The 15,553-nt window shown below is 61.3% G+C and carries 11 protein-coding genes; 3 read left to right on the top strand and 8 right to left on the bottom strand.

Annotated elements, in window-relative coordinates; translation table 11 throughout:
• Window positions 1-32: 32 nt before the first annotated feature.
• From folK to folP, 3 genes are read right to left on the bottom strand one after another with little or no spacing between them, the layout of a single operon-like run.
• The gene (folK, locus tag ASC97_RS11715; protein ID WP_057468519.1) at window positions 33-551 is read right to left on the bottom strand and encodes a 2-amino-4-hydroxy-6-hydroxymethyldihydropteridine diphosphokinase; all 519 of its coding nucleotides are present in this window, start codon (window positions 549-551) and stop codon (window positions 33-35) included.
• The gene (gene folB, locus ASC97_RS11710) at window positions 544-912 is read right to left on the bottom strand and encodes a dihydroneopterin aldolase (RefSeq protein ID WP_057468518.1); all 369 of its coding nucleotides are present in this window, start codon (window positions 910-912) and stop codon (window positions 544-546) included. Before folB ends, folK begins: the two co-directional genes overlap by 8 nt.
• Window positions 909-1,781 carry a dihydropteroate synthase gene (folP, locus tag ASC97_RS11705; protein WP_057468517.1) on the bottom strand — a complete coding sequence of 291 codons (873 nt, stop codon included), beginning with the start codon at window positions 1,779-1,781 and terminating at the stop codon, window positions 909-911. The genes folB and folP overlap by 4 nt, the downstream gene beginning before the upstream one ends.
• A 92-nt stretch (window positions 1,782-1,873) precedes the next feature.
• Between folP and ASC97_RS11700 the strand changes: the two genes are divergently transcribed.
• Window positions 1,874-2,497, top strand: a complete 624-nt coding sequence (locus tag ASC97_RS11700; protein ID WP_057468516.1) for a DUF922 domain-containing Zn-dependent protease — start codon at window positions 1,874-1,876, stop codon at window positions 2,495-2,497.
• A 285-nt stretch (window positions 2,498-2,782) separates the two neighbouring features.
• On the opposite strand, the gene ASC97_RS11695 is transcribed toward ASC97_RS11700, so the two are convergent.
• Together ASC97_RS11695 and ASC97_RS11690 are read right to left on the bottom strand one after the other, a co-directional pair.
• A complete protein-coding gene (locus ASC97_RS11695) occupies window positions 2,783-3,103 on the bottom strand; it encodes a 2Fe-2S iron-sulfur cluster-binding protein (protein ID WP_037128298.1) in 321 nt (106 codons plus the stop codon).
• Window positions 3,104-3,308: 205 nt separating this feature from the next.
• Window positions 3,309-3,677: an Hpt domain-containing protein gene (locus ASC97_RS11690; RefSeq protein ID WP_057468515.1), complete on the bottom strand. Its 369-nt coding sequence runs from the start codon at window positions 3,675-3,677 to the stop codon at window positions 3,309-3,311.
• Between the two features lie 460 nt (window positions 3,678-4,137).
• Here ASC97_RS11690 and ASC97_RS11685 point away from each other — a divergent pair, with 460 nt between their 5' ends.
• Window positions 4,138-10,383: a hypothetical protein gene (locus ASC97_RS11685; protein WP_057468514.1), complete on the top strand. Its 6,246-nt coding sequence runs from the start codon at window positions 4,138-4,140 to the stop codon at window positions 10,381-10,383.
• Between the two features lie 319 nt (window positions 10,384-10,702).
• Here the strand turns inward: ASC97_RS11685 and ASC97_RS11680 are convergent, their stop codons facing one another.
• Together ASC97_RS11680 and gyrA are read right to left on the bottom strand one after the other, a co-directional pair.
• Window positions 10,703-11,038, bottom strand: a complete 336-nt coding sequence (locus tag ASC97_RS11680; RefSeq protein WP_082529976.1) for a DUF4440 domain-containing protein — start codon at window positions 11,036-11,038, stop codon at window positions 10,703-10,705.
• A gap of 216 nt (window positions 11,039-11,254) precedes the next feature.
• Window positions 11,255-14,062: a DNA gyrase subunit A gene (gyrA, locus tag ASC97_RS11675; RefSeq protein ID WP_057468513.1), complete on the bottom strand. Its 2,808-nt coding sequence runs from the start codon at window positions 14,060-14,062 to the stop codon at window positions 11,255-11,257.
• Between the two features lie 225 nt (window positions 14,063-14,287).
• Between gyrA and ASC97_RS11670 the strand changes: the two genes are divergently transcribed.
• The gene (locus tag ASC97_RS11670; protein WP_057468512.1) at window positions 14,288-14,929 is read left to right on the top strand and encodes a MarC family protein; all 642 of its coding nucleotides are present in this window, start codon (window positions 14,288-14,290) and stop codon (window positions 14,927-14,929) included.
• A 63-nt stretch (window positions 14,930-14,992) separates the two neighbouring features.
• Here ASC97_RS11670 and ASC97_RS11665 read toward each other — a convergent pair whose 3' ends face one another.
• On the bottom strand, window positions 14,993-15,526 hold the full coding sequence (locus ASC97_RS11665) for a single-stranded DNA-binding protein (protein ID WP_057468511.1): 534 nt from the start codon (window positions 15,524-15,526) through the stop codon (window positions 14,993-14,995).
• Window positions 15,527-15,553 lie beyond the last annotated feature (27 nt).

The following is a 15,553-nucleotide window of genomic DNA, read 5'->3' as shown; positions in this document are numbered from 1 at the left end:
TGGACAAGCGGCGGTCTTCACCGCTGTCCACGTCACGCGACGTGCCACCAGCCTGAATTCTGATCCGCCACTTCGATCCCCGCGACATCGGTCCGTGCCAGCCACTCGCCAACCGCAATTCCGTTTACCAGGAGATCGGCGGCAAAATCGGCGAGCGGCATTAGCACGAACCCGCGATCTGTCATGCGCGGATGCGGAAGCTCCAACCTCGGTGCATCCTGGCTCACGTCCGCATAGGTCAGGATATCGATATCGAGTGTTCGGGGACCCCACCGCTCGATACGCTCCCGCTTCATTCCATGCTCTATGCCGAGACAGACGTCCAGCAGCGCTTCCGGTGCCAGTGACGTGTCGACCTGCGCACAGGAGTTGAAAAAATAGGATTGATCCGTTTTCCCCCATGGCGGCGTGCGATAAAGCCGCGAGACGGCGCTGACACGACAGTCCGCCCGCGCGTCAAGCGCGCGCAGCGCCGTCGCCATGGCATGTACCGGGTCGCCGACATTGCCGCCGAGACCGAGCGTCGCGGTCTGAAAAACGGCCTCAGACAAAGTGTTCGACGCTCACCTGGACGAAATCCAGGACACCGGGAACGGGTGCGTTCGGCTTGCGCACGGTGATCTTTGCGCGCGTGATCTGGGGGAACTTCTCACAGAGCCCCTTCGCGATATCGAGGGCCAGCGCCTCGATAAGATAGCGCCGCTTGCCGGTCACGATCTCCTCGATGACCGTGAACGCAATCCCGTAGTTCACGGTATCGTCGATCGAATCGCTCTCAAGCGCATCTCCGGCGATCACATCGAGTTCGGCGTCTACAAAGAATCGCTGCCCGAGGAACTCCTCCTCGTCGTGGACGCCGTGCCGGGCGAAGAAGGCGCAATTCTGCAGGGTAATCGTATATGCGGTGCTCATGCCATGCCTTTCCGCTCAAGCTCGTCGCGTACCGCCAGCATAGCATCGGCGACGGCCAATGCGTCCTTGTTGATTGCGACATCGTGTACCCGAAAAATCGCGGCCCCGTGAAGGCGCAGGAACATGCTCGTTGCCGCCGTGCCTGCGTCCCGGTCCGCGGCTTCTCGCCCTGTGATCGCGCCAACGAAGCGCTTGCGCGACGTGCCCGCAAGCAGAGCGCAGCCCAAGCGATGAAGCTCGCCGAAACGCCCCATCAGTTCCAAATTCTCCTCGGTATCCTTGGCAAAACCGAAACCGGGGTCGAGGACAATACGGTCGCGTGCGAAGCCGGCGCGCGCCGCGATCTCAAGCGACCGCTCCAGGAAGAAGAACTGATCGGCGATCACATCGTCAAGCTTGTCCCGATCGCGACCTGTATGCATAAGGCATAACCCTGCACCGGCCTCGGCGGCAACGTCTGCGATATCAGGTTCCCTCTGGAGACCGAACACATCGTTGACGATGTGAGCCCCGGCGCCGAGCGCCAGCCGCGCCGTCTGCGCGCGATAGGTGTCGATGGAAATCAGCGCGTCTGTCTTCGCGCGGAGCGCTTCGATGACCGGCAGCACCCGCGCCTGTTCCTCCGAAGCGCTGACGATATCGGCGCCCGGACGCGTGGATTCGCCGCCGATGTCGATGATCGCAGCCCCGGCTTCAACCGCCTGCAGCGCATGAACAACGGCCGAATCGGCACTTTCGTAGCGTCCGCCGTCGGAAAAGGAATCCGGCGTCACATTCACGATGGCCATGATCACGGCGCGGGAACCGACCTCGATCTCGCGGCCATGCCCGACGCGCCAGAACCTGCTCCCAAGCTGTGTCAACCGCATTCATCCTATCGATCGAAAAAACAGCGACCCGTATTGCGCTGGTCGTGGCTATGCCCCAAGCTCCGGCAAACTTCAACACGAGTGTTTGCAGAATGCTGTCCGTGCCGCGTTATATGTCCCTCCTCCTTGCATTTTCCATGGTTTCAGTTGGCAGTCCGGCCGCCGCAGGCGTCGTCGCGACGAAGAGCTATTCCTATTTCGATATCAAGGGCAAAACCGCCGACGAACTCGACGAACAGCTAAGCACTCGCGGACCGACCGCCAACGGATCGTCCGCCCGCCATCCCGGAGCGACGAAGATCCGGTTTGGCGGCGACGCCACCTACGTGCAGGAAGGCGGGCGTTGCCGCGTACGCAGCGCCCGGGTCACGGTCCACACCAAGATCATCCTGCCGCGCTGGAATAAGCGAAAGGGCGCAAGCAAGCAGCTGTCGATGATCTGGGACGCGCTGTCGAGCGATATCAAGCGCCACGAAGAGCGTCATGCGGAGATTGCCAAGGCTCAGGCGCGAGCGATGGAGCAAAAGATACTCGCCCTGCCGCCACGGCCGACCTGCGAACGAATGCAGGCGCTTGTGACCGAGGTTTCGAACCGCGCAATCGAAGAGCACGACCGCCTGCAGGCGCGATTCGACCAGGTCGAGGCAGTGAACTTTCAGAAGCGAATGATTCGCTTGCTCAACAACCGGCTGAAAACTTCAGGCGGCGCAAAATAGCTGATTCTCCAGCGAAAAACGACCGTTGATGTTTAGCCGCACAATGAAAATTGTGCGAAACCCACCACGCCCCAGCGATTTACTGGTTATTTCTCACCCTAGCTTAATGAAACACAACGCGCTAATATTCAGGCATTCGAAAGTTCAGCTCCGTTAGCCCGAGCTTTCGTTCCTGGGTTCTCCTGGCGCGTTGCGAAGCCGCGGATGGTCCTCCCTCTTCCGTAGGTAATGCGCCTACCTCGCCTCGCTTGTCTCTCGGCCAGCGAGGCTTTTTTTGGCTGCCGATCAGGCTTGGCGCTCGGGAACGTGAACCGTCAGGCCGTCGAGCGCAGCCTTCATGCGGATCTGACAGGAAAGGCGCGATGTCGGACGCACGTCGAATGCAAAATCCAGCATATCCTCTTCCATGGCTTCCGGCGGGCCAACGCGCTCGGTCCATTCCTCGTCGATATAGACATGACAGGTCGCGCAAGCACAGGCGCCGCCGCATTCCGCTTCGATGCCCGGCACAGAGTTGCGCACGGCATTTTCCATGACTGTCGATCCCTGATCGACATCAAGATCGAAGCGCGTGCCGTCGAAAGCGACAATGGTCAGTTTGGGCATGGTGATTTCCGGTAATATTCAGTGGGAGGGTCTGGATTTTACTTCCAACAAATCGGCGAGGCAGTCAACATCGACCGCCGCCGTCAATTCATTCCAGATTGAGAAGCGACACGCTTGTCAAAATGCGCCACTGAGGCACGCATAAAAAGACCCGCTGTTCCGGGACGGATCAGCGGGCGCATCCATCCGCCAGCAACAGAGGCGATCAGCGGCAGAGTTTCAGGATGAAATTTTCAGCCTCGATGACGGCGACACCCACCGCCGCCATGTTGGCTGCGTCGCCGCAATTGCCCTCAAGCGCTTCGGCGGCCCGCGACACCCGGAATGCACCCACGGCGCTGGCCGCGCCTTTGAGCCGATGGGCAGCCGACGCCACGGCTTTCAGATCGCCCGAGGATATGTCGTGAAGACAAGCGCGCGCCTGCCGGGCAAACATTTGCAGGACCTCCAGCTCCAGCGTCTTGTCGCCCATCGTCTGGTTTGCAAGGTGAACAAGATCGACTGGCCGCTGTTGCGAAGGGGCTGGTCCCTTGCAATTATCGGGCGCCGCGAACGCAATACTGACTGCTGCCATGCCATTTCTCCGTCGTAATCCCGCAATTGGATTGATGGTGCGGGGGCGCAGTGGCAATCGCGTTAAATTCGGGCGCATTCAGGGCGGATTTCTCGCGTTATGGTTAACATCCGTTAAACATTCCTAAAGCCTTGGTTTTTAAGGCCCGCGCCTCGGCAATGAGTGTTAATCAACCGTTAATATCTGGTGATTTGACCTAAGCCATTAATTGTCTAGCAGGCCCGGATGTGTCACTACGGTACGACTGGGCGAGCTCTGTGGCAGATACCTTTGCTCGCCAAGTGGATAATGGTAGTGTTTTGATACCGTCTGTATGAAAAAGCAGCTATCCACTCTGAAATGATATGCTTATCGGCGCGCTGTAGCTGGTCGGATAAGCTCAGAGGCGAAGGTTTGATCCAGGCTTGGCGGAAGCCTGGATGCGTGTTGAACCGGCTGAGATGTAACGAGGCGTAACGGAATGGCGAATAACAAGTACAACGAATCGATCGAGGACAAGGCGTTCAAGGCATTGGACGAGGCCCTTCAGATCGACTTCGAGGACGATAATACGCCGTCTCTTGTAGGTAAAAAGCCCGACGCCCCGGAGGCACCAGTGTCCGAAAAGCCAAGCACGCGCAATCAGCAGAGCCAGGATGAAAAACCGCGCCGGCGCGGCAGTGCTGCACCGCCCCGCCCCCCCGAACAGGGATCGCGTGCGCCCGCCTTCGCTGCCAACGATGCCAACCGGGTGACCCCGGCCTCGCTGCTGAAATCACTGGACGGCGGCTCGACCCGCCCCGCGATCCGCAACGCGACCGTCGTTTCGCTTCTTTGGATTGTCGGCGGCCTCGGCCTGATGGCTCTGCTCTATTCTCCGCAGATCTGGCAGATTCGCTCGTTCGCCGATCTGGTTGCGCTACCCGGCGTGATCGCGGGTATGGTCGGCATCATCGTTCCCGTACTCCTTTTCTACGCATTCGCGATCATGATGTCGCGCGCTCAGGACATGCGCAATGCTGCGCGCTCCATGGCGGAAGTGGCCCTTCGTCTGTCTGAACCGGAGACCATCGCCTCCGAGCGCATCATGACCGTCGGACAGGCCGTTCGCCGTGAGGTGTCGGCCATGAACGAAGGCATCGAGCGCACGATCGCACGCGCCTCCGAACTCGAGACGCTTGTCCACTCCGAGGTCAACGCGCTCGAACGCAGCTACGCCGACAACGAACTGAGGGTCCGCGGTCTCGTCCACGAACTGGGCTCGGAACGCGAGGCCATCGTCAACCACGCCGAACGCATTCGTACCTCGATCGTCGGCGTCCACGATCAGCTTCGCGAAGACCTGTCCCTCGCAACCGAAGAAATTTCCGTTCGCCTCGCGACCTCAGGCGAAGCGTTCGCCTCGATGATCGACACGCGCGCCGCGACGATTACCGAAAAGTCGGAATCCGCCATCCAGTCACTGGGAACGCTCCTCGCTGCCAAGACCGACTCGCTCCTCCAGACATTGACCTCTTCCGGATTCGCGTTGACGAACGAGTTCGATACACGGCTGGATTCGCTGACGTCCACCCTCAGCGATCGCGGCGACCAGATCCTGAGCCAGTTCGAGACTCGCGCGTCCACCATGGACAGCAACGCCGAGAAGCTGAATTCGGCCCTGAATGATCGCGCGCGCCAGCTGAACGAAATCCTGATCGCGCGCACCCGCGATATCAATGAGAGTCTGACCGGTGGCGAACGCACCATCGGCACCACGCTGGACGACGTACTGGCCAAGCTCAATAACGCCCTCGATGAACGCGGCACGACATTTCGGCAGAGCCTCCAGGCGAGCGTGGATGACACGATCATGGATCTCGACCTGCGCTCGGGCTTCTTCGACGAAAGGCTTCAGGCAACCGTCGCGCAACTCTCCACCTCGTTCGATGACCGCGTCGCAGAATTCACCAGTGCCTTTGACAAGCGTGCCGGGTCGCTCGACAGCAAGCTGATGGAAAGCCTCAATCGGATCAACGACACGTTGACCGGTGGATCTGACTCGCTGAACGGCATTCTGAGCTCGAGCATTGAGCGCATAGGCGCTTCGCTGACCGATCAGTCTTTCGCGCTGACCACGGCTCTGTCTACGGGCCACGAGGTCCTCGAGAGCAGCCTTTCCAGCAAGGTCGAGGAAGTCGCCGGCGCCATCGGTGCCCGCACGACGGAGATGACCTCCGCACTCGCCCACGCAACCTCCGAAATCTCGCTGGCGCTGGCCTCCGGCACGTCCGACCTGCACAACAATCTATCGGCCCGCTCTGCCGAATTCCGCGATACGCTACTGTCGGCAACTTCGGATTTGAGCACGGCCGTTTCCGCAGGTACGGAGCAGATCACTTCCGCCTTCGGTCGCGCCGACGATCTGAACATGATGATCTCGAAGCGGGCGGAAGACATCACGCATGCGCTCGACTCCGCCCACGAGCGAATTGACGGCGTCATGTCGGCACGCAGCGGAGCCCTCGTGGATGCGCTGTCGGACAATCACAGCCGATTTGAGAACACGTTGGCAAGCCGGTCGGAAGCGATTATCGGAGCCGTCACCGGCAGTCACGAGCGACTGGCGGATACTCTGGACGACAAGGCAATGGCTTTGGCCATCTCCTTGAACGAAAGCCAGAGCCGTTTCGAAGAAACGCTCGGAAACCGCGTCGATGCGATTGCCAATTCGATCGGAGCGGGCCACGACCGTCTTGCGGAAACGCTTGACGAAAAGGCGATGACGCTGGCCATTTCGCTCGAGGAGAGCCAGAGCAGGCTGGCAGACACGCTGGGCCAACACGCAGCGGCGATGACAGGCTCCCTGGCAAGCAGCCAGGAAAAGCTCGCCGATGCGCTCGACGAGAGGGCGATGGCGCTTGCCATCTCTCTCAACGAGGGTCATTCCCGTCTGGAGGACACCCTCGGCCACCACGCGGACAGCATTTCAAGCTCCCTGACCAGCGGACACGACCGTATCGCGCATGCGCTCGACCAGCGTGCCGCCGCGTTGGCGGCCTCTCTCAGCGAAGGGCATAATCGGATCGACGATACGCTCGCCCATCGCGCAAATTCGATCACCAATTCAATCGCTACGGTCCACGATCGTCTGGCGGACACTCTTGCCGAGAAGGCGATGTCGCTGGCAATCTCCTTCAGTGACAGCCAAAACAGCTTCGACGAAGCGCTCGAAGCCCGCACCAACGCATTGCTCGATTCCGTCGCGGGTGCCGAAGCGCGCGTTGCCGGCGCATTCACCGACAAGGCTCAGGAAATCCGCGATGCCTACGCCGAAAACCAGGACCGCCTCGATCGCGCATTGACCGATCATGCGTCCGCCCTCACCGGCACGCTCACGAGCGGGACCGACCGCATCGACCTCGTGACAGGCGCTGCCGCTCACCGTATCGAGGGTGGCCTTGCCGCTGCGGCGGATCGCTTCGAAGCTCTGACGGGCCATGTCGCTGCGCGCATAGAAGACGGGCTGGGCTCTGCTCACGATCGCATACGCGCAACGCTCGACGACCGCACGCAGGCGATCGCCCTGACGCTCAACGAGGCGAATGCCCAGGTCAGCGACACGCTGGCCGAACAGGCGACGACAATCGGGGCATCGTTCGCCACCAGCGTCAGCATGCTCGAAATGACGCTCGAGGACCGAGAAGCGTCCCTGCGCTCGACGATCGACACCAGCGCACAGGCGCTGGAGGAACGCCTTCGCGACAGTACAGGCCACATTGCGGGCCGCTTCCAGGATGCGGCAAGCGAGATTTCGCGCTCCACCGAGAGCTTCGCCTCCCATCTCGACCATTCGATCGACAGCATGACCGGTCGCTTCGCCGAGACGGGCTCGCGCGTGGAGGCTGGCCTGGCGACACTCGAGAACCGCATTCGCGATGGCGTCGGCGGCGTAGCGCTGGAAGTCGACGCTGCGGGCGAGCGACTCTCCGCAACGCTCTCCGGCGGTGTCTCCCGTCTCGGCATGCTCGGCGACGAAGCAACTGGCCGTATCGCGGCAGCACTCGACAGCAGTGTTTCCAAACTCGCGGAGACGATCGATGGCCGGGCGCGCAATCTGGCTACCGAGATCGACAACCGCGCCGCTAATCTCACGGCTGGGCTCGATGCCCGCACGACAAGCATCGGCGACGCATTGGATCGCGGCACCACCCATCTCGACGAGCGTCTGTCGACAATGGACCGCGCGCTGACCCTCGGCCTGGACGCCGTCAACCGCACCATCGAGGGCAAGGCAGCAGGGCTCGCCGCATCGCTTCGCAGCGCGGTTGCCGACACGACCCAAGGCATGGACGAGGAAGCGATGCGTGCCGCCGCCAGCCTCAGCCAGACCGGTCAGCAGTTCGCCGAAGGGCTCGATTCAAGAAGCAGTGAATTCGCACGCACGATGGAGGCGCGCTCCGAGCAGATCGTCAGCCGCGTCTCCGAAGCGCAGAACCGGCTTGCCGGTCAGGCAGCAGCGGTTGCGCAAACCTTCTCTGAGGCCGGGAACGCGATCATCAACAAGGTCGCTGAAGCCGAGACGCTCGTCAGTGGCCAGGTCGGTGCCATCTCCCATGCCCTGAGCGACGCGCAGGCAACGTTCGAGAGCCACGGCACGGATATTCGGACGACCATCTCAACCGCCAGCCAGGAAATCGCTTCCACCATGGCAGAGGTCGACCGTGCACTCGAAGCGCGTGGAAATTCCATCCGCGCCTCGCTTGACGATCGCACCCGCGAGCTCAACTCGATGCTCGCCGGACGTTCCTCGGAGCTGTCGCGGATCATCGATGAAACCGCCCGCCCGTTGATCGACCGCTACGCCGAGACCGGCAAGGAGGCGGCTTCCCAGATCGTTGCCGCAACCCAGCAGAGCGCCGAGCTCCTGCGAACAGAGAATGCGGCATTGATCGATGCGATCGCAGCCCGCACGGAGCGCGCCGCCTCCGCGGTGGACGCGATGGAGAACAGCCTGTTGTCCAACGTCAACAGACTGATCGAACGCTTGTCCGACAACAGCGCTGCAATGGGCCAGATGATGAGCCGCGCCGCAGAGGATCTGACGGCCGTCGATGGCCGTCTCGGCGACACGACCTCTCGATTCACCGAATCCGCATCCAAGGCCGCGGACATGGTATCGGCGTCGACCCGCCTTCTCGAAGGTAAGGTGGATCGTCTGTCAGATATATCGGGCCAGACGCTCGCTCAGGTCGGCAGCATCATCGGCCGCTTCGACGAACACTCGAAGGTGCTCGGTCAGGCATCAGGCCTGCTCGCGGCGGCACAGTCCAACCTCGTCTCGACGCTGGAAGACCGCGAATCCGCACTGCAGAACCTCTCAGTCGGTCTGGTCCAGCGCTCGGAGGAAATCGAAAAGACGATGCGGGCGCTTGGCGGCATGGTCGAATCCGCCTTCGATCGCGCCGAGCAGCGCTCGAGCCAGATCAGCGGCAACCTGCGACAGGGTATCCAGTCCTCTTTCGCCGATATCGGAACCACCCTCTCGGAAGCGGAAAAGCGCGCGACCGAAGCCGCCGAGACGATGCGCAGCGCCGTCGCGAAGGCAAGCGAAGATGCCAATACGACGATCGACAGCACCTTCAGTAACGCGGAGCGTCGCTCCGGCGACCTTGCAAATCGCCTTCGCGGTGGCCTGACGGCGTCCCTTTCGGATGTCGAGCGCATGTTCGGCGAAGCCGGTCGCGTATCGGATGGCGCAGCACAGCAGCTGCGTGAATCGCTGCGCGAGGCGGTCGATGAAGCCGTGTCGCGCTTCTCCGGGGCTACCGAGGAAATTCGCCGCTCTGCCGGCGATATCCGCAAGGAACTCGACATGACCCGCAGCGAATTGAAGCGCGGCGCATTCGATCTTCCGGAAGAAGCAAAGGAAAGCGCTGCCGCGATGCGTCGCGCCGTTTCGGAACAGATCAAGGCGCTGCAGGATATTTCCCACATCGTCGGTCGCTCCACACAGCATCTGGAAGTTTCCGAACCTGCAACGCAGGCCCAGCCTGCCCCGCGTCCAGCTCAGGCGACCATCGCACCACAACCGGCACCTGTCGTGGCACCGGCGCCGGCGCCGGCCGCCACCTCGATCCCCACAGCGGCGATCGAAGGTTTCGGCCTGCGTGGAACGCTGACGCCGCCTGCTTCAGTCCCCGCAGCACAGCAGCGCCCGCAGGCCGTTGCTCCTGCCACGACGCAGGCCTCCGGCGGATGGATCAGCGACCTGCTGCGTGGCGCTTCGCGTGATGAAGCTGCGGAAGAAGCTCCTGCGCGTCAACCCGCGCCGCGGGCCGAGACATCTGCTGCGGCTCCTGCTCCCGCTGCGCAGCGCGGCACCGACAGTCGCAATCCGCGCCACGTCGTCGAATCCCTGAACTCGCTCTCCGTCGATATTGCCCGTGCAATCGATCACGACGCGTCCGTAGACTTGTGGCGTCGGTATCAGCGCGGCGAACGCGATGTCTTCACACGCAGGCTCTACACGCTGAAGGGCCAGCAGACTTTCGACGAGATCAAGCACAAGTACGATCGCGAGCCGGAATTCCGCACCGCCGTCAGTCGATATATCGCCGACTTCGAAAAGCTGCTTGCCGACGTCGCTCGTACGGACCAGGACAAAACGATCACCCAATCCTACCTCACATCGGACACCGGGAAGGTCTACACGATGCTCGCGCATGCGGCGGGTCGCCTGAACTGAGGAAGCCCGGTAAGCGGACGGGAATTGCCAAGTGACTTCAAGAGGCCGTATCGGAAACGATACGGCCTTTCTGATGGGATGCTGTTGATGCGAAGGCGATCACAACCAGCGTTCGATCACAACCAGCGTTCGCAGAGCTGTCTGCCTAGGGAGGAGGCATCCTGGCGCTCACGTCTGCGCAAACAGGAAGGTTGCCGATTGGCTTTTCGATCCCATGCCGGTTGACCACACGCCACCGGCAGTGACGGACAGCGCGCGCGTGTGTGCCGTTGGGGCACCAATCTTAGGCTATGTCAGTGCCTTGATGGAATTGGATCCTTCACCCTCCACCTTCCTGACGCCAGAGTGTCGTTCTGCGTGTGAGGCGCTCGGGCTGACGCAGGACATAGTTGAGTTGGTAGAGGTCCTCGGCGATTTGGCGCACAGAGAATTCCTCGCAGGTCCAATCGTCCGGCTCTGGCGATTTGTAGCGCTCCAGAAGATTGGCGATAACAAACTCGCGCTCATATATCTTGCCGCTCGCGCCGATCTCCCAGAAATCGTCGGCGGTCATTCGGAGAAGGTCTTCCCGGCTGGTCCCGAACTGCCGACGATAAAAAATTGGCTCCCGTGCACGGAGCTCGCTCAAGATTTCTTCGAGATTCAGGGTGGACACAAACCTATTCCTCCAAGTCCCGCCTCATGTTTTCGCTCGGCGGATCGCAGCCCCGCATGATACGGGATGGCCGCCGCGCTCAAGACAAATTGCACCAGGGTACTTTCCCTGCCCCAGCGCACAAAAAAGCCTGGATCAATCCATCGGATATGGCCCAGGCTGGTTCGCTGTCATTGCTCAGTCAGGGCTCGGGGACACCGTCTACCCCGAGCCGGATCACGCTTCCGTTTCGGGAGCCTCGTCACCAGCGGCAGGCGTGACGACATCGCCATTCGCCGCCGTGTCGTCGCCGTTCTCCACGACGTCTTCGACGTCGTCCTCCGGCTCGCTGATGCGTTCGACGGAGACGACCTTCTCATCCTTGGCCGTCGAGAAGATGGTAACGCCCTTCGTTGCGCGGCTGGCAATGCGGATGCCGCCGACCGGCACGCGGATCAGCTGTCCGCCATCGGAAACCAGCATGATCTGGTCACCGTCGTCGACAGGGAACGCCGCCACAAGCTCACCGATTTCGCCGGTTTTCGACGTGTCGGTAGCACGAATTCCCTTGCCGCCTCGACCGGAGATCCGGAAGTCGTAGGAAGACGAGCGTTTGCCGTAGCCCTTCTCGGAGACTGTCAGTACGAACTGTTCGCGCGCCTTCAGTTCCTCGTAGCGCTCGTCGCTGAGCTGCCCTTCCTCGGTCACTTCCTCACCAACCAGAGAAATTTCCTCAGCGTCGCCTGTCGCCAGGCGCCGTTCAGTCGCCGTGCGCTTCAGGTAGGCCGCACGCTCCCACGGTTCTGCATCGACATGGCCAACGATCGTCATCGAGATGATCCGGTCGTTGTCCCCGAGGTTGATACCGCGCACGCCGATCGAATTACGGCCGGCGAAAACACGCACGTCATCGACGGCAAAGCGGATGCACTGACCGAGCGCCGTCGTCAGGAGGACGTCGTCATGTTCGGTGCAGGTCTCGACAGAAAGGATTTCATCGCCCTCCTCCTCGAGCTTCATCGCGATCTTCCCGTTTCGGTTGACCTGGACGAAGTCTGACAGCTTATTGCGGCGGACCGTGCCGCGCGTCGTCGAGAACATGACGTCGAGCGTATCCCAGCTGTCTTCGTCCTCAGGCAGCGGCAGGATCGTCGTGATGCGTTCGCCGGGTTCCAGCGGCAGCATGTTGATCAGCGCCTTGCCGCGTGAAGTCGGCGTGCCGATCGGAAGACGATAGACCTTCTCCTTGTAGACGATGCCGCGCGACGAGAAGAACAGAACCGGCGTATGCGTGTTCAAGACGAATAGCTGACTAACGAAATCCTCATCCCGTGTCGTCATGCCGGAGCGGCCCTTGCCGCCGCGGCGCTGGGCCCGATAGGTCGTCAAGGGGACACGCTTGATATAGCCGAGATGCGAGACGGTAACGACCATGTCCTCGCGGGCGATGAGATCCTCATCGTCCATCTCAAGGCCGCCGTCGAGGATTTCGGTCCTGCGCGGCCTGCCGAATTCATCGCGAACCGCCGTCAGTTCGTCCTTCACGATCGTCTGGATGCGCAGGCGCGATGACAGGATGTCGAGGTAGTCCTTGATCTCCTCGCCGATCTTGTTGAGTTCGTCGCCGATTTCGTCGCGGCCAAGCGCCGTCAAACGAGCGAGACGCAACTCGAGGATCGCCCGTGCCTGCTCTTCCGAGAGGTTGTAGGTCATATCCTCGTTGATGCGGTGACGGGGGTCATCAATCAGGCGGATCAGGCTCTCGACGTCGGACGCCGGCCAGCGGCGCGTCATCAGCTGCTCGCGCGCGGTCTGCGGATCCGGAGCCTGCCGGATAACCCGGATGACCTCGTCGATATTGGCAACGGCAATCGCCAGGCCGACCAAGACGTGGGCGCGTTCCCGTGCCTTGCGGAGCAGGAATTTTGTTCGGCGGCTAACGACTTCCTCGCGGAAGGACACGAAAGCGCGCAGCATGTCGAGCAGCGTCAGCTGCTCCGGCTTGCCACCGTTCAGCGCCACCATGTTACAGCCGAATGAGGTCTGCAGCGGCGTATAGCGGTAGAGCTGGTTCAGGATGACTTCGGCATTGGCATCGCGCTTCAGCTCGACGACGACGCGATAACCCTGCCGGTCGGATTCGTCGCGCAGGTCCGAGATGCCCTCGATGCGCTTGTCCCGCACCAGCTCGGCCATCTTCTCGATCATCGTCGACTTGTTCACCTGGAACGGAATCTCGGTGATGATGATCTGTTCGCGATCGCCGCGCATCGGCTCGATGGCGGCAACGCCGCGCATGATGACCGAACCGCGGCCGGTCTCATAGGCCGAGCGGATGCCGGCGCGGCCGAGGATCTTGGCACCTGTCGGGAAATCGGGCCCAGGAATGATCTGCATGATCTCAGGCAGTTCGATCGCAGGATTTTCAATCAGCGCGATACAGCCGTCGACGACTTCAACCAAATTGTGTGGCGGAATGTTGGTCGCCATGCCGACTGCGATACCCCCGGCCCCGTTGACCAGAAGGTTCGGGAATTTCGCGGGAACCACGACAGGCTCCGAGAGCGTGCCGTCATAGTTGTCGCGAAAATCGACCGTTTCCTTGTCGAGATCGTCGAGCAAAGAATGCGCTGCCTTTTCCAGACGGCATTCGGTGTAGCGTTCGGCCGCCGGAGGATCGCCGTCGACCGAACCGAAGTTGCCCTGCCCGTCGATCAGCGGGAGGCGAAGAGACCAATCCTGCGCCATGCGGGCAAGGGCGTCATAAATCGCCGAGTTGCCGTGCGGATGGAATTTACCCATCACGTCCCCGGTAACGCGGGCGCATTTGACGTATTTCTTGTTCCAGTCGATGCCGAGCTCGGACATGCCATAGAGGATACGCCGATGCACGGGCTTCAGGCCGTCACGCACATCAGGAAGCGCGCGGCTGACGATGACGCTCATCGCGTAATCGAGATACGACCGCTGCATTTCCTCCATAATGGAGATGGGCTCGATGCCTGGCGGGAGCTTCCCGCCGCCGGGGGGTGTTTGCTCAGTCAAAACAGATCACGATCTCTTCTAGAATCACTTGAAGATTTATAACGGAAAGGCTGTTGATACGCCAATTTTGGCAGGGGTTTTGAACAGGCTTTTGCAGCCAAACGAGGGCAAATCGAGCCTTTCGGAGCGGCATTCGCGCTATCCGGGCAGAGCCATTTGCAAATTTGATTTCCCCGCATCACAATCGCCCGACACCGAGCCGCTATATGGGCTCACGGAGAGACGATGGCAAGCGCCGACCAACTCATCAATGCATTCACGACGCTGCTCGTCACCATCGATCCGCCGGGTCTGGCACCGATATTTCTCGGGCTGACCGTCGGCATGAGCCGCGGCCAGCGCAAGCAGGTCGCCATGCGCGGTACGATCATCGCTTTTATCATTCTTGCCGTTTTCGCCCTTTTCGGCGCGAGCGTCCTCGGCGTGCTCGGCATCTCGATCGGGGCCTTCCGTATTGCCGGCGGCCTGCTGCTCTTCTGGATCGCTTTCGAAATGGTCTTCGAGAAGCGGCAGGACCGCAAGGAGAAGACCAGCACGACGGCGATCACTGTCGATCACATCCACAATATCTCCGTCTTTCCGCTGGCAATCCCGTTGATCTCAGGCCCGGGTGCAATTTCGGCGACCATCTTGATATCCGGTTCGATGCAGGGCTCTTTCGAACGGGCACAGCTGATCATCGTCATCGCCGTAAGCCTTCTGCTGCTGTTCCTTGCGCTGCTCATCGCCGACCGGCTCGACCGGTTCCTTGGCGTTACAGGGCGTGCAATCCTGACGCGCCTGCTCGGCGTCATTCTGGCAGCCCTTGCCACCCAATTCGTGGTCGATGGCGTCAAGTCCGTCATGAACCTGGCTCCGGCTGGCTGACACCACAAATCAAAACGGCGCACCCAGGGTGCGCCGTCAAAAACCTCCGGACGGATCTCTCGATCAGAACGGAATGTCGTCGTCGAGATCGCGCGAGAAGTTCCCGCCAGTGCCGGCGCCACTGCCGCCGGCACTGCGGCCGGACGACTGCGATGGAGCGCCGTAATCGTCGCCACCGCCGAAATCGCTGCCGCCGCTACGGCCGCCGCCGAAGCCAGAACCGGAGCTTGCTCCGCCGCCTTCGCCACGGCCATCAAGCATTGTCAGCGTGGAGCCGAAGCCCTGCAGCACGACTTCCGTCGAATAGCGATCCTGGCCCTGCTGATCCTGCCACTTGCGGGTCTGCAGTGCGCCTTCGATATAGAGCTTGGCACCTTTCTTCACATACTGCTCGACAACCTTGCAGAGGCCTTCGTTGAAGACCACGACGGTGTGCCACTCCGTCTTTTCGCGGCGCTCGCCGGAATTTCGGTCGCGCCAGGTTTCCGACGTTGCAATACGCAGATTGGCGATCGGCCGGCCGTCCTGCGTACGACGAATTTCGGGATCTGCGCCCACGTTTCCGATCAAAATGACCTTGTTTACGCTACCAGCCATACTTCTCACCCTACCTGCCGCCCTGCC

It is taken from the genome of Rhizobium sp. Root1203 (assembly GCF_001424945.1).
GTDB lineage: Bacteria > Pseudomonadota > Alphaproteobacteria > Rhizobiales > Rhizobiaceae > Rhizobium.
Note: the sequence above shows the minus strand (reverse complement) of the source record. Positions and strands in the feature narration are given on the sequence as shown.

Coding starts and splice junctions, on each gene's coding strand:
- ASC97_RS11665 (WP_057468511.1), bottom strand. CDS start 15,526: ATGGCTGGTAGCGTAAACAAGGTCATTTTGATCGGAAACGTGGGCGCA.
- ASC97_RS11685 (WP_057468514.1), top strand. CDS start 4,138: ATGGCGAATAACAAGTACAACGAATCGATCGAGGACAAGGCGTTCAAG.
- folB (WP_057468518.1), bottom strand. CDS start 912: ATGAGCACCGCATATACGATTACCCTGCAGAATTGCGCCTTCTTCGCC.
- ASC97_RS11690 (WP_057468515.1), bottom strand. CDS start 3,677: ATGGCAGCAGTCAGTATTGCGTTCGCGGCGCCCGATAATTGCAAGGGA.
- ASC97_RS11670 (WP_057468512.1), top strand. CDS start 14,288: ATGGCAAGCGCCGACCAACTCATCAATGCATTCACGACGCTGCTCGTC.
- folP (WP_057468517.1), bottom strand. CDS start 1,781: ATGCGGTTGACACAGCTTGGGAGCAGGTTCTGGCGCGTCGGGCATGGC.
- ASC97_RS11700 (WP_057468516.1), top strand. CDS start 1,874: ATGCTGTCCGTGCCGCGTTATATGTCCCTCCTCCTTGCATTTTCCATG.
- ASC97_RS11695 (WP_037128298.1), bottom strand. CDS start 3,103: ATGCCCAAACTGACCATTGTCGCTTTCGACGGCACGCGCTTCGATCTT.